This window comes from Arthrobacter sp. D3-16 (assembly GCF_054408515.1).
Map to the genome: position 1 here is coordinate 3,056,008 of NZ_CP096437.1, position 23,531 is coordinate 3,079,538.

Below are 23,531 nucleotides of genomic sequence, written 5' to 3' on the forward strand. Positions count from 1 at the left end.
TGCCGACTACGGAAGCAGCACAACCCAACGATACGGAGCAAATAATGGCCGGAAGAACAGACAAAGCCGCTGCCGCTCATAAGATCGGCGGGCAGAAAGTGAAGGCTACCGCCGCCAAGGCCTACGCGCTCGCGAGGGACCCCGAAGTGCAGGCGAAGGCCGGTGAGCTTTTTGAGGACGGCAAGAAGTTGTATCGGGCAGCAATAAGCCCCGAGGCAAAAGAAGCCTACCGGCAAGCAGCCGAAGTTATTAATAAATTGCGGAAGAAATAGCCAGGGCGACCTTCTGCTGCCTCCATTTGGGGTGCGTTCCCGCTAACTGGCCAGTTAGCGGGAACTCGCCGCGCAGTTCCAGCCGCCCAGTGTCTACCGTATTGCAAGCCTTGATTTAGGCGGGTGGCTACTCCTGCAGTCAGGCGCTTCGCGCCGAACGTCCGGATGGTTTCCCGGTGCAGCTCGTCCACGGTGATGCCGCCTGTCGTGCGGACAACCTCAACCATGGCGTTCCGAAGCTCGACCACGCTGATGTGTTCAGGCTTCCTGGTCACATCAGCTCCATTCGGCCGGAATTGATCCCACCTTTCCCTGTCGACCGAGACATCCCAGCTGAAGCCGTCCGCGTCGCGGGAGTGGGCAGAGCTATCAAGGACGCCGAGCACGAAGCTTGCCCGCTGCCCGTTCACCTTGTTGAGTTCGAAGGCGGTCGACAGGAAGGATGCTGGCCCATCGGTGATCCGTCGCCCGATAAGATTGTGTCCCATGACCTTCGCGCAATCGGACCCACCTCTTTCTGACGCTGAAATGGTGGATCTCTTCGCCGGTCCTGGTGGACTGGATGTCGCTGCACGCTGGCTGGGATTGTCTGTAGCCGGCATTGAGTGGGACGAAAATGCTTGCGCCACCAGGCGGGCTGCCGGGCTTGGAACCGTGCAAGGTGACGTACGGGATCATGGTCCCGCCGAGTTTCCCCATGCGACGATTCTCGCCGGGGGGCCGCCGTGTCAGACGTACACCGTTGCCGGGGCAGGTGCTGGTCGTAAGGCATTGGACCGGGTCCTGTCCTTCATTACGCGCATGGCCGACGAGGACGACGTCACAACTGAGCTAGCCAGGTTGGATGATGAGCGGACCGGGCTAGTGCTGCAGCCGCTGCGATGGGCATTGGAGGCCCATAAGGCGGGGAACGCCTACGAGGTTATTGTGTTGGAGCAGGTGCCTGCGGTTCTGCCCGTGTGGGAGGCCATGGCAAAGGTATTGGAACCACTGGGTTATGGGACGGTGACTGGCGTACTCCACGCAGATGAGTACGGGGTGCCGCAGACGCGCCGTCGCGCGATCCTGATCGCGAGCCGTCACCGCACCCCCGTACTTCCCGCACCCACGCATCACCGATTCAGGAAAAAAGAGGTGAAAGCCTTTACGAGCCGGCCTTCGTTGCTGCCCTGCCTGAGCATCGGCGAAACGTTAGGCCGGGTGGAGCCCTTCGTGATGATCTCCAATTATGGAACCGGCGGGGACCCAAAGGCCCGAGGTCAGCGCACTTCGAAGGAACCGGCTTTCACGGTCACTGGAAAGGTTTCCCGGAACCGGTTGTTCTTCAACGGGAACGAACTCGACCGCCTCACACTTGCGGAGGCTGGCCAGCTCCAGACGTTCCCCGCCGATTACCCGTGGTCGGGCAAGGACGTCTCGCAACAGATTGGTAACGCCATTCCACCGCGACTTGCTGCCCACGTCCTGGCAGCAGCTCTCGGTCGAGATCTTGACGCAAATTTTTTCGACACGATGATAAGAAAACGGTGGACCGACACGGCTCGCGAAACTGCACCACAAAACAACGAGGGTTCCCACAACTATCCTGTGCCGAGGACTGGACCGGTGCCGGCACGACCAATCGGCGGACGTACCCGGCGGGCCCCCAGCCTCGTATCGTCGCAAATCTGAGTGACCGTCACTCCAGAATTTCTCTTCCCAAATGTGTTCGTTTGTCATACCTCGCGTCGTGAATCACTGGGACTGATGACGGTCACTCATGAACCAACCCAACGCCGCGGTCCCCACAGCCCTAGGTAGTGCCATAGCCCGTTAACTCGTGTAGCACCTCTGAGAGGCCTCGCTGTATCAAGAGTCTGCGGGAAAAAGTCGCATCTTGGTGGTAAATATTGTCGAGAAGACTTCGGCGTGGGCCGATAGCAGTGATCTCGATATGGGGGACAGAACCGATGACGGTTCGGGATTCATGGGCCGGCGTGACTTCGCCGCTCAGCAAGTTTGTTGCGGCTGAAACACAGAGCGCACTTAACGCTTACAGGGCCCGTCCTGACCTTGTCCGCGAACACAGCAACATTGAAGCTGCTATCTCCCAAGGCGGCTACGGCCGGAAGCAGCTAAACGAACTTATACAGAACGCGGCCGACGCCATCAAGGATGCCGGGGGTCGCATCAAAGTGGTCTTGACGGAGGATGCGCTTTACTGCGCCAACGAGGGCCAGGCCTTTTCGGAGGCGGGCTTTCGGACTCTAATGCTCTCCCACTCATCTGAAAAGCGTGACGATGAGATTGGTCGTTTTGGGCTAGGGTTCAAGTCGGTTATCCAAATAACCTCTGATCCAAAGATCTACAGCCGGAGCGGCTCCGTCTCGTGGAGCCAGACCCGAAGCCGGGAGCTTCTCCAGGGCCTGTACCCGAACCTCGAAACCTACCCAATTCTTCGACTAGCCACGCCCGTAGACCCGGACATCGCAGCAGCCGACGACGGTGTTCTCGCCGAGCTCTTCCCCTGGGCCTCTACCGTTGTGAAACTGCCTCTGACAGGTAATGTCTCCTGGCTGTCCGATGAGATTGCGAAATTCCCCGGGGAGTTTCTTCTTTTCTCCGAGAAGATTGGATCTCTGGAGTTCGAGGACCGGGTCGAAAGGTCTTCACTCACCTGGTCCGCTGACAGGGACGGTAACCGCGTCAACCTCAGTGACGGCACCGCAACAAATGAATGGCGCATCTTCCGGGACAAACATGTCGTCAGTAGCCAGGCAGCCATCGAGGCTGGGAGCATCGTCGCGCGCAAGCAAGTAGATGTAACTTGGGCGGTCCCGTTGACGGACAATCAGCGCCGAAAGTTGGGCAGATTCTGGAACTACTTTCCCACTCAGCACGAGACCTCGCTTCGCGGCATCGTTAATGCGGCTTTCAAGATGAACGAAGACCGCCACAGCATGCTTGAGACGCTCTACAATCGGGAAATCCTTACCCGCACAATACCGCGCATGGTGGCAAGTGCGCTGAGCGACCTCAGAACACCCGGAGATCCGGCACTGTTTTTGGATATTCTTCCCTCGCGTGACAAAGAGTCAAGCTCCTGGGCAGACTCCGTGATCAACAAACCGATCTTCGAAATTTTGCCGTTTGCGCCCTGCCTACCGGATAGATCAGGCGTCCTCAGGCTCCCCAGTGAAATAAAAGTGCAGCCTGCGCTAGAAGAAGCAACCCGCCTTATCGCGTTGTGGGAGTCCTGGGTCCCTGCGGACCGGCTATGGTTACACTCGTCTGCCTTAAGACGAGAATCCCAAGTCATGCGAATTCTGAAGGAAGCGAACTTTAAGCGCGCGTCCCTTGAGGAATGGCTGGAAGAAGTTGTTGCAGGAGGCGAGCTCCAGGATTACGAGAATGCTTTGCAGCTAGCCGCCATGATTGACAAGTCCTATGCGGATTACCGACCAGCGATGCGCCGAAGCCGTATTGTTCTAATGTCTGACGGCGGCGTGGAGGCGCCGATCACGTCAAGAGTGTTTCTTCCCATGAGCGCCGACGACGAGTCAGCCAGTGTCGTGTCTTATGACTTGATGCATCATGGCAACGCGAACAGCTACCTTCGTGCCCTTGACCTCCAAGCACAAGACGGCCGCGGCATCGTCAGCCGAGTCGCCAGCGAAGTCGGTCAAGACTACTCGGACATCGAGCTCGCGCAGTCTTTGTGGAGGCTTACTCGATCGATAGCAGTCCCCGAGAGTCTGGCCGTTATCAACGAGAGAACAGACCCTGCGAAAATTTTGGTTCGTTGCCGGGATCATCAGTGGCGTCAGTTGGGCAACGTGTGGCTCGCAGGTGGACTATTCGCCCAAAACAGTATTGGCGATGAGCATCTTGTAGTGGACGACCAGTTCCACGCCAACGACCTCGCTCTCCTCAAGAACCTCGGCGCGAGGACCTTGCTCGTAGACGCCAAGATGACGCGCGCCGGTGAAACCTACGAACTCTGGAAGCACTCTGAGGCAAGCCGTCTTGCCGATGCATCTCGTAACGGCCCCGCGCCCCTTTCCGAGGCCGGGATACGCTTCAACCAGGCCCTTACGACGGGGGGCCTTCACCTTCTCATCGATGCGTCAGCCACGACTCGAGCCAAGGTGACACGGACGATTCTGGGGCGGCCACAGTATCCCTCGAAGGTTGAATTCAGCAGCGGTTTTCGACCGGCAGAAACGATAGACGGGCCCGATCTCTGGTGGGTCAAGAAGTACGGCGCCTTCGAAACGCCGCTTGGAACAGTGGATGCCCAGCAGTGCGTTGGAAAAGTCGAAGGGATTCCCTCGGACTATCTGCCCTTCCCCGGAGAAGAAGCAGCAGCAGCGCTAGGTTTCCCATCCGATCCCGCCCGAATTAAATGGGCCCTCGTCCTTTCCTTGGCTGAGCATCAGTTGCCCATGCAACAACTGCACGAACTATACGGCGCACTGGCCGCCCTCGAAGTACGTCCGCCAAAGGAACTTCTCACCCCTTTCAGCGGAGGGCGGAACACTCGATACTTGACCAAGGACGTGGTCCTCGCTTCCAATCTCGCATCTCGGGAGCATTTAGTAGAGACCGCCAGCGCTCCAGCGCTCTACACAGGTCATCCGGAACTGGATGAGGCGTTGGAAGAGAACTGGGGGATTAAGCGGATAGCTATCGAATTCTTAAAGTCGGCTGATGCCGTACCCGTAGAAGGCGAAGAACCGAAGAGTATTAAGTCGCTTTTCCCCTACCTCAAGCGGGTGGCCAGTGAAGTCACGGTGCAGACTCTGTGTGTCCCCTGCATGTCAGTAAACGAAGTCCAGACTAATAGCTACGACTCCCACTCACTGGCAACTCCCAGAGCTTCATACTTGCATGATGGGATGCTGTACTACCGGGCACCTCAGGGCGATCAGGCGTTGCTGACGACAATCCTGGGAGCCTTTGGAAGCAAACGATCCACTTTGCAAGTAATGCAGGCAATGCGACAGCTTAAGAAAGACGACGAAGCCCAGGCTCGCATCGGACGGGTCAACAAGCAAAAAACAGATGCCGGGAAGATTGCTGAGCTCGTCGGCCGCGACACCCTCCGGAGACTTATTCCCGACGCAGTTACAAACATGCTGGAGGCCAGGGGTCTGCAGCTGACTGACGAGCGCATGTTCGAGATCGTTAGCAACTTGCACGGGAGCAGTCTCCTCAAGGTACTCAAGCCCGCACTGTCAGAGGCAGGTATCGAGACCCCGGATCAGTTCCGTGGCGGCAAAACGGCCCAAGAGTTCGTCAAAGAGCTCGGGTTCTCCCCCGCAATGGCCGGTGAATCCATCAAGAAGAAACCGGAGCGCGAGGAGTTCGTCGGACCTGTGGGTTTGAACCCACTTCACCCGTACCAGGAGACAACCAGCAAGAAAATCGTCGACCTCCTGGCGGGAGACACAAAGCACAGCCGTGGCCTGGTTCAGTTGCCCACGGGAGCCGGCAAGACCCGTGTAGCCGTTGAATCCGTGATCCGTGAGATCAAAAAAGCGCCAAAGGAAGAACATCGCTTAGTCATCTGGATCGCTCAATCCGAGGAACTCTGCGAGCAGGCCATCGAAACCTGGACCTACGTGTGGCAAGCAGCAGGAGCTCCCGGTGAACGGATGGCAGTTAGTAGGCTCTGGGGCGGCAACAGCGCCGTTCGAGAGGAAACCAAACTCCACCTGGTCGTTGCGACAATCCAAACACTTGCCAGCATCCAACAGACACGTCGATCTATGTATGAATGGATGTCTGATCCAGACCTCGTGATCATCGATGAGGCCCACGGGGCGACGGCAACTTCCTACACACCCGTCCTTTCCTGGTTCGGCCGCTCATTCATGGAAAAGTCACGATCGCTGCTTGGCCTTTCGGCCACACCCTATCGGGGCACCAACGAAAAGGAGACCGAGCGACTCGTGGCCCGATTTGGACGCAATCTCATCGAGCCCGATGAGTTCAGCGCGGAAAACGCCCACGAGTATCTCCAGGAAATGGGTGTTTTGGCCCGGGTGAAGCATCGGGAGCTGAAGGGCATCGAACTCAAACTCAAAGATATGCCCTCAGCCCGGGACCAGGATTCACAAAGTGCAATGCTCGAGGCCCGTATCGACCTCCAGCACGTAGCAGACAACACGCAACGCAATGAGGCCATTCTTGACCACATCAAGGCATCGGACACGAAAGGACCAACTCTTGTCTTTGCGGCCTCCGTGGAACACGCCGAAGCTCTCGCCGCCGTCCTCACGGTGGAAGGCATTCCCGCAGCCGCAATATCGGGTAAAACCGATCTTGGTCACAGACGTTCCATCATTGAAGACTTCCGAAACGGAAGAATTCGCGTTCTGACTAACTTCGACGTACTCACCCAGGGCTTCGACGCACCCAAGGTGGATGCCGTATACGTTTGCCGTCCCACTTTCTCCCCCAATAAGTACATACAGATGATTGGGCGGGGCCTTCGTGGTCCGTTGAACGGCGGCAGCGAAGAAGTTTTGATTGTGAATGTGAAGGACAACTTGGATCAGTATGGGCACCAGCTCGCTTTCACGCAGCTGGACTACCTTTGGAGGAACGAGGCAATAAGTGCTCGCTGAGATTGAGCTGGACGAGAGTCAGCGGGCGGTAGCGGAAGCGGAACCAGAGGACAGGCTTTTTGTCACGGCCGCGGCGGGGCAAGGCAAGACCGAGGTGCTTCTGGCCCGAGTGAAAACACTCGTAGAAGACGGTCTGAATCCGGCCGACGAGATTCTTGTGCTGAGTTTTTCAAGAGCCGCCGTCGAAGCAGTACGGAAACGTGCTCGCGTGCATGACCTGGACGGCTTGCAGATCAGGACGTTCGACTCCTTTGCCGCGCAAATACTGATCGACATGGACGAAGATACTCTCGGTGACAGCTTCGATGCGCGGATCAGGAAAGCGACGCATTACATTGCCAGCGAAGAGACGCCCGACCGCATCTTGCACTTAAAGCACATTCTGATTGATGAAGCCCAGGACCTCGTGGGAGACCGCGCGGAACTTGTCTTGGCCTTGTTCGCCGCTATAGGCGAGGACCTAGGCTTCACTGTGCTCGGGGATCCACTGCAAGGTATATACGATTTCCAGCTGGAAGAGTCAGCCTCGCAGCTGACCTCTGGAGAGCTTATCGAGAAGCTAAAAAACGATTTTGGTGCTGAACACCAGAAACTGGCCAGGCATTATCGGGCGGTCACTGACCGTACCCGGGACCTCATTTCTGTGGGTGACGAAATACGGAGCCTCGGTGAGCTCGATGATTCAGGTTCAGAGACAGCACACGGACTTCTTGACCACTTCCGAAGGCAAGTGTCCAGCACCTCGGTGTTAAATGAGTCGGGGGCCCTAAGCCCGAATGCCGGGGAGACGACTGCCCTCCTCTGTTCGACAAACTACGAGGTGCTAATCGCGAGCGAACTTCTGTGGCAGAACGGCTACCCGCATCTGGTTCGTCGCAAAGCTCAGGACATGAGTGTTGCGCCTTGGGTTCACCAGGTCTTCAAAGACCTCGAAGATCGAACGTACGATGCGGACGAGATCAAGTCACGCCTTACCGCTCTCTTTGGCGACTCAGCAGCTGGCCTATGGCTTGCGCTAAAGACGGCTGAAGGGAATTTCACGGCTTACAATTCCTTGAATGTTCCCCAGCTGAGTCAGCGACTCCGCAGCCGTTCAATCCCGTTAACTCTGACAGTGGCAGATACTGCCAGCCTTATAGTCTCCACCGTTCACCGAGCCAAGGGGCTTGAGTTCACCAACGTCCTCTATCTGCAGCCCGAGTTTGGATCGCCGGCCGCTGAGCAGAACGAGGCAACGCTCAAGCAAAAATACGTTGCGCTGACCCGCGCACGGGAAGAGATCATTTCCACGAAGTTGCCGAAGAAGCTGCTTCAGCGCGCCGACGGATCAACTGGGCGCTGGTTGGAAAAGGCCTACGGAAAGTATGGCGCGTACAACGCCCGGATGGAGTTCCTAAACTCGGACATCGATGACGTCTCCCCTTACTACCCCGAAGACGGCGACGCCCAGGCGATCCAGGACAACCTCGTATTGGAGGACCTCTTGGGCCAGGTAGTGTCTGGCTCCCTACAATCCGAGCCGGAGCCCGGCGAAGTGCCCCGCTATGTATTGACGACCAGTGAAGGCAAGGTTATCGGGCGAACCAGCCCATCCTTCGCGTACGCACTGAAGAAGAACTTTGCATTCAAGACTCACCGCAGGGACGAATGGCCCGCAGGATTCACCGGCGCGCGCGTCACGTCCATCGAATGCGCTACCGGCCACCCTGAAGAGACGAAGCTGACGGGGCTGGGCTCCTCGGGCATGTGGTTGGTCCCTCGGCTGACCGGTTTGATCACGCGGACGAAGAACTAGGAGCAATAAGTGTCGATATTGGATGCCAAGTACACCTTCCGCCGTGAAATGGTGGACCGCCTCGAGACCGACCTTTACGGACCGGGGGACCCGGACGAGTTGATAACGGAACGTCCGCTGGAGCGCTATGTGACGGGCGTGCTTTGGCCCGCAGCTGACGACACCTATGTTGAAGCCCCTGATGAGCCCGAATCAGTTGCTGCAGCTTCCGGCGAGGCTTCCGTGGACAGCTCCGTCGCGAACGCCCGGCTGACCTACCCCAGCAGTGTGGGCGTCACCGTCTCCGTGGATACGGAGCGTTCAACGTCTCTGGCAGTTTCGCCAACGGCAGCGCGGTATACGCCAGTACCTACTGTCCGGGATAGTGGCAGCAAACGGCATGATACTTATGACTGGCAGCGAGCTGCGGCTGATATGGCCGAGATCGAGGTAGATCTCGCGGCAGCTGGTCCGCAGCGCCACCTGCTTGAGGGCGGCGCATTGGAACTGTATGCCTTAGTGCGTCCCCCGGAAGATGCTGTTGTTACTGTCACCGTTGTTCTCCGGAACACGCAGCCCAAGCCGGACCCGACCTCCGACAAGGATGTGGCGTGCTGGTTCCAAACAGGCGTTTCAGTCCACACTCCAGTCCCGGCACTAGTGGACCGTTCCAAGCTCCGCACCAGCGTCCCGTCCGACCCCGATTTGGCGTCCTCGGAGCTTCTCTACCGCAACCACATGGTCTTCGGCGCAGGCCACGGGTGCGCTATTGAAGTACAGGAGGCCGACGTCGACGGGCGGCTTTGCCAACGAGTCTCGTCAACGTTTATCCCCCGGGAAGACGTCCACAGATCTATGGCCGGCGGCAGTGCCGCCAATCTGTCGCTGCCTTTCATGGCAACAGCCTCTCGCAACGAAGTTGTTGCCGAACTTAACCGCCTCGCACAGGATTACTCGTCCTGGATTGCGGCATCCACTGCATCCGCAACACAGGACGGGCCTGCGTACGTGCCACCCCACCTACGTGAGGTCGCGGACGAACACATGAAGCAGGCGGGGCTCGCCCACAGTCGCATCAAGGCTGGAATCAAATTGCTTGCTGAGGATACCAAGGCCTTCGAGGCATTTCAGCTGGCGAACAAAGCAATGCACATGCAGCGTTCCCGCCAGGACTGGGTACGAAAAGGAGCCAAGGGCGATTTCACACTTGGCGAGCAGGGTTGGCGCCCGTTCCAGATCGCTTTTATCCTCATCAATCTGCCGTCGCTAACGGACGACCAACACGAGGAAAGGGACATAGCCGATCTCCTTTGGTTTCCCACCGGTGGTGGAAAAACCGAAGCGTATCTCGGGCTTATCGCATACCTTCTACTACTTCGACGGCTTCGGGACAGCAACGTTCGCGGCGTTGCCGTGATTATGCGCTACACGCTGCGGCTTCTGACCATCCAGCAGTTCGAGCGCGCTGCTATGCTCATTTGCTCTCTTGAATCCGTGCGGCTGGACAACGAGAGCCGCATAGGTGAAGCACCATTCAGCATCGGCCTCTGGGTTGGCGGAGGCGCGACACCGAACGACCTTGCGACGGCACGGACGAACCTCGGGAAGCTCAGGAGCAACCAGGAAGTCATCGAGGGCAATCCAAAACAGATAGAAGCATGCCCTTGGTGTGGCACCCGACTCTCAGTCGACGACTACCGGATCACCAAGGTACCGACAGATCGCATGACTGTGACGTGCTCCAATCGCTCATGCGACTTCGCTGGCGGCCTTCCAGTTCATATAGTCGACACGGATGTCTATAGGGAGCGCCCGGAGCTCGTGATCGGCACTGTCGACAAGTTCGCCGGCATGTCCTGGCGGGGCGAAATTGCAACCCTTTTTGGACGCCTCTCCCCCACTGATCTCGGCCCGGACCTGATCATCCAGGATGAGCTACACCTTATTTCCGGCCCCCTGGGTTCCACGGTGGGCTTATTTGAAACTGCTGTTGACCTGGCCGCCAGCGGCATCGGGCGTGAAGGGGGTTCAGAAGCCAGAAAGCCAAAGATCGTTGCCTCCACGGCTACGATTCGAAGGGCTGAGGACCAGATTCGGTCCGTCTTCAACCGCCAATCCAGCCTATTCCCGCCCCCGGGACTTGATCCTGACGATTCCTTCTTTGCCCAGAAGGCCCCCTCCGACCAATTCGGGACTCGCCAATACGTTGGAGTGCTCGCGTCCGGCACCAGTCATGCGACGCTGATGGTCCGCACCTACGCCTCGTTGTTGCACTCGGCCAACATTATTGAGGGGGCAACGGCCGAAGACCGTGACCCCTACTGGACGCTCATCGGGTACTTCAACAGTCTCCGTGTTCTTGGCTCGGCTTACCTTCAGGTATACGACGACGTCCGGGCCCGCCTTAATCTACTGGCGAAACGCGACGGCAGGCTGGAGGGGCGTGGAATTCAACTGAGTGAGCTGACAAGCCGCGTGGAAAACCACAGAATTCCAGAGGCACTCAAGTCCTTGGAGAAGAGCTTGATGAGTAGCCAGGTACCTGAAGACGTCGTATTGGCCACGAACATGATCTCAGTTGGCTTGGACGTCGATCGTCTGGGTCTGATGGCAGTCATGGGACAGCCTCAGTCAAGCGCTGAGTACATTCAGGCCACGAGCCGCGTCGGGCGACAGCACCCGGGGTTGGTGGTAACCATCTTCAACGCAGCGCGCACACGGGACCGCTCACACTACGAATCCTTTAACGACTTCCATGGAGCTCTGTATCGGGCCGTTGAAGCAACCAGTGCCACGCCATTCGCTGCCCGGTCGCGGGACCGCGGGCTTCATGCAACGCTGGTCTCTGCACTGAGGATGCTTGTCCCCGAGCTGCGTGGCACAGCGGGGCATGTCCGAGACGAATCCCCCGCAGTAGACGAAGTTATGACCTGGATAGCCAACCGTGTGGCGTCTGTTGACCCGGAGGAATCAGTAGCCACAGGCGAGGAACTAGAGCGACTTCTCAATATATGGCGGAAAGCAGCCCTCGCGGACGCTGATTTGCCATATGAAGGCAAGCGCAATTCACCCCGTTCGCTGCTCATCGATTCCAGCAAAGCCCTTGAAGATCCGGATTTCGTCTACAGCACAAGCACCGTTCCGTGGCCTACGCCCCGCAGCATGCGTGACGTTGACGCAGAAACCGCCCTCCGGCCGGCCCCTATGAGGAAGGATGCCACCCTTGGCTAAAAAGACCTATGCGGCCCGGCGCAGTCAGTTGATCTCCACGTTCGGAGTCGGCAGCCTGTTCCCTGCCGAAAACAACAGCTTCATGATCACCAGCATTGATCAGTGGGACCGGAAGCATCTGAAGCCAGTCAGTGAGCCACGTCTGGCCAGAAGCTTGAAAGTATCTGAGCTCCTGCTGCCCCCTGCAGGAGCCCGGGGGAAGATCCCGGTAGTTCGTTTCCCGCAGATGCTTGTTTGTCCGAATTGCAACCGCATCGGGAGGGTCCAGCAGTTACAGGCGTCCTACGAGGATCCCAAGTGCGGCCTATGTAAGTCGCTTGCACCACTGACTCCATCGCGATTCGTCGTCGCATGCGAGGACGGACATATCGATGACTTTCCCTATTCCTATTGGGTTCATGGCTTCACCCCGACAGAGGATGCCAACCACTTGCTTTCGCTTGCCTCGGAAGGCCGGACATCATCCCTGGCCGACATGGTGGTCCGGTGTTCATGCGGAAAATCCCGGACAATGGCCGACGCCTTCAACTCCATCGCCTTGAAGGAGATGAAATGCCAGGGAAACCGGCCGTGGCTCGGCTGGGGATACCGGGAGCGTGAATGCGGTAAGCCTCCAAAGACGGTGCAGCGTGGTGCATCTAACGTCTGGTTTCCAGTAGTCAGATCTGCAATCTCGATTCCGCCGTACTCGGAGTTCCTGGCGAAGGTCGTGACGTCGAAGGCTTCACAGCTCAGCCAACCACAGGCACTTGAACCGACGTCCGCGTGGGTTTTGGAGGGCGTTGTTCAGGAGTTTGATGGGCGCTTCTCTGTCGACGAGCTGCGGGCGGAAATTAGACGCCAGTTCCACGGCAGTGAAGAGACAGAGCTCTCGGAAGACCAGCTTCGTGAGCAAGAGTTCCTTGCGCTGATGAACGGCCGGAAGGACAGCCCGGACACGGACTTTGTCGCTGAGAAAGTAGCCGTACCGACCGCCCACCAGCATTGGATCAAGGCCGGACGAAAAATCACCCGGCTAAGGGAAGTCCGGGCACTCTACGGGTTCAGCCGCCTGCAACCGAGAGGCGAGGACAAGCCGGACGCAAAGCTGTCACCGCTCTCCCCTGACGACGACCGGCAGAACTGGCTGCCCGCAATCGAGACGCTCGGCGAGGGACTCTTCGTAGCCCTGGACAGGTCACAAGTTGAAGCGTGGGCAAAAACTGACTTCGCCGCAGGCCGGGAAAATACCTTGTGGATCAACGCCAAGCGTGCAGCGAAGCAACGGGGGCTGGACCCCGCCCCTGTGAGCATTGTGGAGACTCTGGTCCACACACTGTCCCACATCATCATCGACCAGCTTTCTCTCGACGCAGGCTACCCGGCATCTTCGATCCGGGAACGTCTCTATGTGGGTCAGGATCAGGTCGGAGTGCTTCTTTACACGGCATCATCGGACTCGGCTGGCAGCCTGGGCGGCATCGCAGCGCAAGCGAGCCCGAAGCGGCTTGGTCCTGCCCTGGATGAAGGCTTGTTCCGTACATCGTGGTGCTCGGCCGACCCTGTCTGCATCGAGTCGCGAGGTTCGGGAACGGATGCGCGAAACCTCGCAGCCTGCCATTGCTGCGTCCTCGTCCCGGAAACCAGCTGCGAGCTGTTCAATTCCAATCTGGACCGGGGCAGTCTGTTCGGCGTGCACGGGCAGATTGGGCTCGGTTTTCTTGAATGGGCAAAGTTGAATCCACTAGGGACTCTTGGCGCAGTGGCTACAGGGAAATCGGCAGACGCCGAAGAGCAGGGCATTCCGGAGAGCATTCGACAGAGCGCCTGGCTGACCGTCTTTGCCGAATCCGGTCCCGACTTGAAGGAACTGATCCCCGAACTTGTAGAAGTCGAGGTAGAGCTCGGAGACTGGGGGGCCGACATCGGCCCAGACAACCAGTGGCAGGTAGATCTATTGTGGCCTTCCTCTCGAGTGGCAGTACTCGTGGATCGCGACGACGAACGGGACGACTGGCTTGCGGAGCAGGAGTGGACCACATATCACACGAAGGACTTTGCGCCTTCTGATCTCGCGGACAAGCTGGCGGACAAGGTTTACTAGGGCCAGATGGGTGGGGGTCGGGAGTCCGACCCCCACCCACCTCGCAAGGGGTTCTAATCCAGGAAGTACTCGTAGCTCAAGGGCACAAGATTTTCAGGTGATGGCTTCCAGTCCGAATACACATTCATCAGCCCGTCTGCGGTAGTGATCTTGCCATCCAGATCGCGCTCCCATTGAATCTCCGCAACCACAACTAAGTCTGTTTGGGCGAACTCGTTGGCATTTGTCACCTCATTGCGGGTGAGGATGACCTTCTCAACGTGACCTTGAGAGCCCTTCACTTCGACGCGACGAACTTCGTCCCCGCGCACTGCTTCGAGGTCGTAGGACCGAAAGGCTCCGACATCCTCGACGGCGTAACCCGCAGCTTCGTAATGAATGATCGCCTGCCGCACGGCCTGCACCTCGATGGCTTTCTTAAGGACCGGATCCGCGCAGAAGCCAGCGTACCGCTGGCGCACACCGTTTTGCCCACTCACAGGAGGTGCAACGAGAGGCCGGTCAAAGCCACCCCAATCGCTGTCCGGCAGTAGGTCCGGCGCGGCGTGGATGACCTCCGCCGGAAGCTTGAACAGATACCCCTGGTTGGGCTTCAGCCCGCTTGTCGGGTGCTCCTGAAATGGGAAATAGATGGTGAATTTGCCGCGCCCGGAGTAATCACGTTCAAGTTCGCTTTTGATGCCAAGAATGTCGGACTGATGATCTGCACGGAGATCAGTCAGCAGATAGGGGCGAGGCAGGGGCGTGTAATCCGTCAGGGGAATCGTGTTTGCAGGTTTTCCATACCAATCGCCCGCGCGGGGCTGAAGCTCCCCCGCTACGATCGACGCGCCGTACATACCGGATTTGAAGCGCATCGGGTTGTTCTTGCCCACCCAATGGAGAACAACATCTCCAACGCGAACATCCCGCATCAAGTCATAACGTGGTGTATCGGGTGCAATGAGTTCACTCCCCCACGTGTCCACATTGACCAGTTCCATCCAGTACCGCTGCTTGGCGTCCCCGTCCCACCATCGGGACTTCTTCGCCGCCGTTCCTGCCACCATTTCTCCCCCAATCACCGTTGATGTATCGAAACTACTTTGTACCAAGCAGCTCTGACGGTTTGCCGCTCCATGACACAACAAGCCCGTCCCGCGCCCTCGTAGCAGCCACGTAGAGGAGCGAACGCTCCCGCAGAAGCGCATCCGCTTGTTCGGCGGGAGCCAGATTCTGCAGCTGGTACGCGGCCGGCATCGACTGATCCGACATACCGAACAGAACAACTCGGGTGAATTCCATTCCCTTTGACCGGTGCATGGTCATCACAGACGGCACGCTGGAAGCGGCCGAGGATCCTGCGATACGGGACTCAATTCCCCGTTCGTTGAGTCCACTGATCACCTTGCCGATCTGGAAGTTCGCGCGAACCAGGATGCCGACTGTTTCAAGCGGCACGCCTTCCTCCTGCCATACCCGCAACGTCTGGGCGAGGTTGTCCAGCTCCTCCACATAAGACGTTGCCGCGTGCTCCTGCGGCTTCGGTCCCACCCGGGAAGAGGTATATCCGTTGACGGATTCATCGGCGCCCTCGATGTCCGTGACCGGAATACCTTTCAGCAGTCCGACGGCGTACGCCAGGTTCTGCTGTGTGGTGCGGTAGTTGAGCGTCAGCCGCCGAGACCTGCCGACAATGCTGATTCCAAACCGGGACAGCGGCACCTTTTGTCCGTAGATGCGCTGGTGTGAGTCTTCTGCAATGAACAAGTCGTCCGAACGTTGCTGAACCAGTTCCCGGAGGAAGAGCCAGTGACCGGCGTGCAGGTCCTGGGCCTCATCGATGAGCACGTGGTCCGCCATCCGCATCATGCCATTCGCACTACGGTGCCGGAGCACCAACGCTGCGAGGTGTGCCATCTCAACAAAGGAGGCATGCATGTCGATCCGGTTGTAGTACCTGTAGCCCTCGATGACCTTCCACACGGCCAGCCTCTTGGCGCGGTTGAGTGCCGTGCCGCGCCCCGCGCGGGGAACCTTGAGATACTCGTCTTTACCCGTAATGAAGTTTGGCAGCACGACGGTCTCGTATTCCTGCTGTAGGAATGTGGGGTTGGCGAGCTCAGACTCGAGTTCGTGTTCCACGTCGCTAAGCGCGGATTCCCATTGTTGGCGCGCTCGATCGGCCTCTAGTATCTTGCCCGGAGCTGCAGCCTCAAGGCCAAACAGATCCTTCATCGACTGCCGCTGTTCCACTTCGGAAGCGGCGCGGAAGACCTTATTGACAAGCGAATCCACACCGGCGACATGGATTCCCGATTCACCAGGCCTGGACGCACGAGGAAGCGCGGCGTCGAGCTTTGCCAGTCCGCTCTCAATCGACTCAGCAAGGGTGGTGGTATACGTTGTCAGCACTATGCGAGAAGAAGGCTCGGCGAGAGCAAGCGCCCGTGCCCGGTGCAGCAGCACAACAGTTTTGCCTGTGCCGGCGCCGCCCGAGAGCCTGAAGGATCCGCTGTAGCGCCGTTCAGCGTAGATACGCTGTTCGGGGTGGAGGAAGGTACGCCAGGAGTCGAAGTCGCCGCCTTCGATGACCTTCTTCAGCTCCTCTGAGTTGTCCCCGACAAAGGTGAACTGCATCTTGGTTGCCGGATGCTCCAGCGCCCGCTTGATCTTGTCCTCTTCGGACTCCTCCGGGTCGTCGACATAGCGGCTCAGGGCCAGTTTGTCCCGCACCTCTGAAACGGATGTCCCAGCGGCAAGCTCCAGCAACGCTGTGGCCTGCCACTCCGGGGCATCACCCAGTACATCCAGAAGCTCCTCATCAGATGAAGCAGCGAAGGCCCTGCTCACGAGATCGGCAGCGAGACCAAGGTTTGCCACCAACTCGCCCTGATCCATCCCGCACGTTGAGAGCGGGTTCGTCCAGAGCTGTGGTGATTCGGGCTCTACCTCCTCCTCGGGAGCCTCCGGCTCGATCACCTCGACTGGCTCCTCGGCCTCAGTGTCTGACGGCGGCACGGCAGCCGGAGTTGACGCCCGCACCACCTCGAGGACACCGTTGACAGAGTTCACCTGCAGCACGCTAGACCGGGCGATGTCGATTGCCTGGTCGTGGGGCCATGCACCGTAGTAGAAGTAATGCGGGATGTTCTCGAAAGCAACTTTGAACAGCACGGCGCGGTAGTTCAAATCGATACGGCCCGTGCGGACGCGGGGGTCGGCAGGCGTATGCATCGGTTCGATGTGGAGGCCCGGTGCAGTGTCATCTCTCTGCAACTTTTCAAAGAAGGAGTAGACCTTGGCCTTCATTGCGCCGTCGATCTTGTCCTTCTGCTTGATCCATGTCACCAGTGCCACGTCAAGCCCCCTTTGCCTTCAGCAGTTCGCGTATTTCATCAACGTCAATTCCCACCGTGGTCCATCCCGAGGCTTCCAACCCTTCACGTTCATCACCGTCGAATACAACGGCAAGGCGATGGTCCGGCCAGGCGATTGAAACTGGCACGCCGTCCACCTCATATCCGAGCTCCGGCAAAATATCCAGACCTGCAGTGGCAAGCTGCAACAGCAGTGTCTTTTCGAATTCAGTTGCCTGATCCAACAGTGGCTTCCACGCGGGTCCGACCTCATCCGCCATTTCCTGGCGCGCGACTTCTGCAGCAACCGAGCCGCCGGCGCTCACGTCGGAAGCTACGGATCCGATGGTCAAACCTATGGGTTTGAATGCCAGGAGGTTCGAGAGCTGCAGCCAAAGACGCCAAGAGGCTTCGTGCGAAGACGCAGCCAGTGCATCCTGCCGATCATCAAGGCATAGGCCGACGGCGATCGTGGACAGGCTGTTAGGCGAGCCCGCGGCAGCAAAGCCGACGCTGCCGGATCTGCACGTCCAGGCGGTCACACTGCCGGTGGGCAGCGGTGGCTCTTCTCCACGGGCCAAGGCCACAGCGTGCCCGTAAACAGCGTCCGCGTCCGAAGGCTGTGGCTTCTCCTGCATGAGCATCAGCGGCACCAATTCCGAGAACTTGGTCCAGGCTTCAGGATCCGGCTTGTTGACCCACTGCCAGAGCATGCTCATGGCATCCCGCCCCAGCACACCCATGATGGACGCGTCCACAGGAAACTTGGCCATCAGCTGTGCGTTCAACTTGGCATTTGCCCAGGACGGCAGCGCAACCGGCGCTGCCGGACCCGCCTCAAACGCAGTCACGTCCTCCCATGTGACGGCCCAAGGAACCACAGCCGAAGACAGCTCCGAGGTGTGCCGAAGCTTGTCGCGCTTCTCGGCGTCGTCCGCGATCCGGTTATGCTCCGGCGACGCGTGGAATGCGAAACCGTCGGTGTAAATCGCCAACACCGGAAAGTTCGGATCCGGCGGCCCTTTCAGCAGGAAGTCCGGCCGTGTGCCGGCAACATCAACCTGCGGCAGAAGCTGCCACTGGAAGTTCTGACCGGGGATGCGGAAGGTAATAGTGTCGGCGAGTGCACCGGGGGTGACCTTAGTGTGCGCGCCCACTGCTTTGAGCCGATCCATCCAGGCTTTCCGGAACCGCTTTTCCAGCAGCGATTCGATGGAACTTTCGACGCTGGGCGCTTCTTTGGTTACGGTCCAGTCCGAGTACGACGGCGGGGCCTCACCGTCGGCGGCCTTCTGCCCGGAGCGCAGCAGGAGACCAAGCAGCCGCTCGGCACTTGCCCGCGCCACCTTATCAACCTGCCATGGCTCGGCGTGCGGCAGGAGGCAGTGGTGGCAGGCAAGGCGTTCCTCGAACCGGCAGCTGCAGTCGCGAACCGTCTCCCACGCTGCGTGGAGCATTTCCCAGACCCGCTTTGAATCAGCGAACTCTGCCAGGTATCCCGTGCCTCCGGGCACCTTGTCGTGGAGCATGAGGGCGATGCGGCCACCGCCATGCGCGGGATCGTTAATCTTCAGCACCCCGAGGTGGTCAGGTGCACCGCCCAGGACTTTCTGGAGACCCATGAGCAGCGCGGCCTGAAGACTCGGCACCGAGAAATCGTCGCCATACGTCACGTCCAGTGGAAGGTGCAGCACAACACCCTGGGTATTGAGCTCGCGCGCCAGGACTACTTCCTTGATGCTCTCCTGGGTTTCCTTCCTGAATTTGCACCAGAACCGGTGCTCGTTCGGCCGGTTCTCTTTAGCTGACTGGTCCAGCTGGCCGCAGTAGGAACACAGCCGGAACATCGGTGTGCGGACGTCGTCGCCGGCAATCGTCCGTACCCCGCCGTTGGACGCGGTCCGTCCTGTGTTGATCCACCGGATGTCCACCCGGTTGAAGTACTCCGCTCCGAACTCATACCCTTCCACGAACCAGCGCTTTTGCAGGTGCTGCTGGTCAATATCAGCTGCGGCTGCGATCGTAAATCGTTCACGGACGCGGTTATCGCGGCGGTCATTGATGGCAGCCTCGTCCCGACGGACTTCAGCGGAGACCTTTTTCATGACCACGACGTCGAAGATCTGACCCATGTCGGCGATTGCCGCCGTCGTACACCTGACGCAGCTGATGACCGGGGCGCTGGTGCCCACGTCTGTCTTGATCCAGCCGCACTGTGGGCACACCTGCCATTTCTGAACGTGGCTCTGCTGCGGCCCGAGATCCACGGCATCAATCAGGATCTCCATGCCCTGGGCGTAAAACGTCGCACCCGGAGCGAACTCGCTAAGCGCTATGGAGGCGCCGCGGTTGTACGTCACGGTGTCAGTGACGAACTCCTGCGTGTCGGCATCCTTCCACGACAGCCCCACGTCCAGGCTCACGGAATCGTCCAGCAAGGTGTAGTTGGGCAGGACGCCGTACGCTTCCAGCACGGAAATCCAATAGTCGCCGCGGAGCTGTTTGAGCTGGTCGCCGATCATGCGGAGCGTCGCTTTAGCAGTGCGGAGGGCCTGAACTGCATCAGACGACTTGTCGTCCAACCGCTCTGCTTCTTTGGCGGCAGCCTCCAGTTCCGCGAGAGCCTTCTCGATTTCCTTGCGGCGGGCCTCCAGCTCGTCGATGTCGGCTTTCCACTCCCCTGCCGCCCGGACGAGGTGGCGGGCGAGACCGCTGGGCTCGCCGTCGTCGTGCTCGGAGGCCCAGGCAATCAGCCGCTGACGGCTTCCCTCGGAAACCCTTTCGCCGAACTGGCCCAGGAACTCAGCCAGGTACGTCTTTGCATTCGCCGTGGCGTCCTGGATCAGGTCCCCGATGAACGAGCCCAATGCAACGCTTCCGAGCGCCTGGACCGCGTCACGCGGGTGCGGGCGGCCCGCGGTCCGGGCGAACCGGTCCGCCACGTGGGCCGCATACTGGCGCCCCAAAATCTCCTCTGCGTCCAGGTAAGTTGCAGGCGGACGGACCTCACCGTTAATGACAGACAGCGGGTCATGCAGCTTGGGCAGATGCTCGCCGCGGCCCCGCACGAAAGCGAGCACCAGCGAGTTGCCGGTGAGACGGCCGGCACGGCCGACGCGCTGCAGGTAGGACGCGACTGAGGTGGGTAGCGAGGCAAGCATGACGCAGGAGAGGTCGCCGATATCAATGCCCATCTCCAGCGTGGGAGTGGCCACCAGGACGTTGGGCGCCTGCGGATTGTCAGATCCCGACTTGAACTGGGTCTCGTAGGTGATACGAGTTTTGTCGTCCAGGAGGGACGTATGCTCACGAGCAACCACGCGTTTGCTTTCCCGCGACGAGTAAAGGTCCCGGTAGAAGTTCCGGGAGTCGCCCGCTTGGCGTTCCAGCCTGCCGCTGCACCGGACCAGAGTGCACGGGGCGCCGTCGAGCTGGTCGATGACGGTTAGGCTCCCCGGAGTCACGGCCTTGCAAACCTTGCAGGCAAGGACATGGCGGCCGGACTCGAGGTCGTCCACGGCTGGAACGGAGAGCATGATCTTTGCGGGATCCAGCCAGTAGACGTCAGCTCCGGAGTTGGTGCTGGTCTTGCCCAGCACACCGTCCTCTTCCAGCGCGGTCATCAGAGCCCTGGAAAGATAACCGCTGTCCGACGGCGCAATGCCGAGGCAGCGCGCTGTCCACCGGGAATACCACGACGTCGATGGCGTAACGGTGTCCAGGTTGTCGGTTGAGGCGTCCGCGCGGCCGATCCGCGGGAACGCCGGCGCGGGTCGCCCGGACGGGAAAGCAGGCATGCCTTCCCCTTTGGGCCGGCCTCCCCAGATCTGCCACCGTTTGCCGTCCGTGGCGATGTATCCCTTGAGCCACTCGTGGTTGATGCCGCCTTGGAGGCGGATCCGCTCAACGCTGCCGCGGATCCACTGCAGCAACTGCTGGTCGGTAGGCGGAGCGTCCCCCACCATCGTCTGGTGCTGCACCGAGTCGTACGCCCGGCGGGCGACGGCGAGCATGCGTGTGGCGCTGCCTGCATCCGTCTCGACGGCGAGAGAACCGGTGAGCTCCAGCGTCCGGCCGGTGCGGGATTGCAGGCCGAGCTCCAGCAGGGCGTCGAACTGCAGGCGGCGCCTGGCGAACCGGCGTCCGCGCGCCTGTTCCGCAGGTGTCGCTTTCGGGTTCCAGAACTGCCGGAAACTCTGCCGGTCCACGTATTCGGGTGCCACCAGCTGATAACGCTCTGCGGGCGACTTTGCATTGGCAATGGCAGCGTCGACAACCTCTGAGAGTGTCGCAGTGTTCTCGCCCAGGGCACGGCGCAGTGCCGTGCGGAGCGTCATGGTGTGCGAGCGGGACTGGACGTACCCGGCCCGGTGGGCCGCGTCCTGCACGCTGTCGGTGAAGACCAGAGCCTTCTTCTCACCTTCGTCCAGGCCCTCAGCCCCGAAGAGGTTGGAGATGCTCACGGAGAGCATCGTGGCGATGGCACTGCCCATAAAGGCGATGCCCTCCTTGGCCAGGCAGGACGGGCAGACGTCCCGCTTGGACTGGTCGTCGGCGTCCTGGCCAGTAAGCATCAGCACAGGAATGACGCGGCCTTCGGCCAGGTCTGCACTGTCCGCCGCGGGAGGAGTCTTTGAAAGTCCCCGGTTGACTGTATGCAGCCAGTGCAGTCCCTGGACCTGCTCCGCGCCGTCTTGACGGAACTCGATGATGTCCGCCTCGGCGGCGGCGGAAATAAGAGTTCTGAACCTCGGGTTGTTCGCCAGGCGGGCCTCGCGAATCTTGGAGTCGTCTAGCTCCAGGTCCAGGCCTGTAGGTGCCAGGACGGCGCCCCAGCCAGACCGGCCGCAGTGCCGGCAATAGACCGCGGGCAGGAACATGTCGTTCGACTGGTCAACGCCATCATCAGACCAACGGAACCGTGGAACGGTGTCAACAGCGGCATCCACCCTGGACATTTCGCGGATCCAAAGGTGGGTTTCGACAGTCAGGGCTTCTCGGCCATGCTTGGCACGGATGTGGCTGAGCAGCGCGATGACATGGGACAGGAATTCTTCGGCGTCTGAAGCATTCACGCCCTCCGGCAGGGCATGCGCCGGGAAAATTGTCTGTGAGAGTTTGGCGAGCTCGACGGCGACTGTTGCGTGGCTGAGGAGGGCTGCGGTGAGCGGATGCGTACGCATCGCGTCAAGCAGGTCCGTAGGCCGTTGCTCGAAGAGTGCTTTGAGAATGGGTTCAACCACGTTTTCCGGAGCGTCGCCGGCTTCCCGCATTGCCGCTACGGCCGAGTTCGTTTCGGAGATATTTAGTGCAACGGCGTGCAGATCCTTCGCCCGGGCTGTGCCGGAGCCGAGCGCCGACCAGTCTTCAGAGCTCAGCCTGGACTCGGTGACAACGGCCTCATGAGGGAAAGCTTCGCCGAAGACAGTCTCGGCGAACCGCAGCATTGCTTCGGGGTCGCCCTTGCTGCCGAGGGTGGCGGAAGTGGCGACGGGAGTAACGCGGCCGAGCGGCCGGGCCCGGTCGTCCTCCGTCAGCCCGTTTGGACGGTCGGTGATGTCTTCCGGCCAGTAGCTCTTCATTGACAGCCCGAGCCGGCGCAGCAGCATGGCAACGTCGGTGCCTTGAGCGCCATCGTACGTATGAAATTCGTCCAGTACGACGTACTGCAGGCTTGTCGCCGACTTCTGCCAGAGGGGCGCGTCCTCTTGGCGGAGCAGGAGCATGTCCAACATTTTGTAGTTGGTCAGCAGTATGTCCGGCGGATCTTCGCGGAATACCTGCCGGTCATTGATGAGCCCGTCCTTGGCGACCTTGGTGCGGCTGGTGTCCTGTTGTCCAGTGTAGATGCCCGCACTGATCCCTGAGAGTTCAGAGTAGGTGGTCAGTATCTCGGCTAGGCGCTTGGCCTGGTCATTGGCCAGGGCGTTCATTGGGTAGAGGATGAGCGCTTTCATGCCCGTGACACCATCACGCTTTGCTCGGAGAACGTGATCCAAAATGGGATAGAGGAAGGCCTCGGTCTTGCCGGAGCCCGTTCCCGTCGTGACAAGGGTGGGCTCGGGGCGCCGATTGGCCCTGGCACCCTTGCGGTCGACGGCCTTGCTGCTCAGCCGCTGAAACGCCCGGGCCTGATGACCGTAGGGTTCGAACCCCTCGTACCACTCCAGGCAGTCCCGCCAACCGGATTCGGCCGTTTCGAATGGCAATCGCAAACGAACG

At 59.7% G+C, this 23,531-nt stretch carries 9 protein-coding genes; 6 read left to right on the forward strand and 3 right to left on the reverse strand.

Translation table 11 applies throughout. The features are described 5' to 3' along the window. Positions 1-44 precede the first annotated feature (44 nt). From M1D32_RS14400 to drmB, 6 genes are all read left to right on the forward strand, one after another. A complete protein-coding gene (locus M1D32_RS14400; protein ID WP_458779321.1) occupies positions 45-272 on the forward strand; it encodes a hypothetical protein in 228 nt (75 codons plus the stop codon). Between the two features lie 486 nt (positions 273-758). After that, a complete protein-coding gene (locus M1D32_RS14405; RefSeq protein WP_458779322.1) occupies positions 759-1,943 on the forward strand; it encodes a DNA cytosine methyltransferase in 1,185 nt (394 codons plus the stop codon). Between the two features lie 278 nt (positions 1,944-2,221). Next, the gene (locus M1D32_RS14410) at positions 2,222-6,883 is read left to right on the forward strand and encodes a DEAD/DEAH box helicase (protein WP_458779323.1); all 4,662 of its coding nucleotides are present in this window, start codon (positions 2,222-2,224) and stop codon (positions 6,881-6,883) included. Continuing rightward, complete coding sequence (locus tag M1D32_RS14415) at positions 6,873-8,678, forward strand: UvrD-helicase domain-containing protein (RefSeq protein ID WP_458779324.1); 1,806 nt, start codon at positions 6,873-6,875, stop codon at positions 8,676-8,678. The genes M1D32_RS14410 and M1D32_RS14415 overlap by 11 nt, the downstream gene beginning before the upstream one ends. Before the next feature lie 9 nt (positions 8,679-8,687). Further along, on the forward strand, positions 8,688-11,888 hold the full coding sequence (locus M1D32_RS14420) for a helicase-related protein (RefSeq protein ID WP_458779325.1): 3,201 nt from the start codon (positions 8,688-8,690) through the stop codon (positions 11,886-11,888). Then, positions 11,881-13,971 (forward strand): DrmB family protein, encoded by a 2,091-nt coding sequence (gene drmB / locus M1D32_RS14425; RefSeq protein ID WP_458779326.1) that lies wholly within the window; start codon positions 11,881-11,883, stop codon positions 13,969-13,971. Before M1D32_RS14420 ends, drmB begins: the two co-directional genes overlap by 8 nt. 53 nt (positions 13,972-14,024) lie before the next feature. Here drmB and M1D32_RS14430 read toward each other — a convergent pair whose 3' ends face one another. Genes M1D32_RS14430 through M1D32_RS14440 form a run of 3 tightly spaced genes read right to left on the reverse strand, consistent with a single transcriptional unit; the run spans position 14,025 to position 23,518 of the window. Beyond that, positions 14,025-15,020, reverse strand: coding sequence for a protein NO VEIN domain-containing protein (locus M1D32_RS14430; RefSeq protein WP_458779327.1), 996 nt, complete (start codon positions 15,018-15,020; stop codon positions 14,025-14,027). A 31-nt stretch (positions 15,021-15,051) separates the two neighbouring features. Further along, positions 15,052-17,310, reverse strand: a complete 2,259-nt coding sequence (locus M1D32_RS14435; protein WP_458779328.1) for a 3'-5' exonuclease — start codon at positions 17,308-17,310, stop codon at positions 15,052-15,054. Position 17,311: 1 nt separating this feature from the next. Next, a complete protein-coding gene (locus M1D32_RS14440; protein ID WP_458779329.1) occupies positions 17,312-23,518 on the reverse strand; it encodes a DEAD/DEAH box helicase in 6,207 nt (2,068 codons plus the stop codon). Between the last annotated feature and the right edge of the window lie 13 nt (positions 23,519-23,531).

What these genes read in the sequence shown, in the direction of transcription:
- M1D32_RS14400 (WP_458779321.1), top strand. Translation starts at nt 45, where the DNA reads ATGGCCGGAAGAACAGACAAAGCCGCTGCCGCTCATAAGATCGGCGGG.
- M1D32_RS14405 (WP_458779322.1), top strand. Translation starts at nt 759, where the DNA reads ATGACCTTCGCGCAATCGGACCCACCTCTTTCTGACGCTGAAATGGTG.
- M1D32_RS14430 (WP_458779327.1), bottom strand. Translation starts at nt 15,020, where the DNA reads ATGGTGGCAGGAACGGCGGCGAAGAAGTCCCGATGGTGGGACGGGGAC.
- M1D32_RS14410 (WP_458779323.1), top strand. Translation starts at nt 2,222, where the DNA reads ATGACGGTTCGGGATTCATGGGCCGGCGTGACTTCGCCGCTCAGCAAG.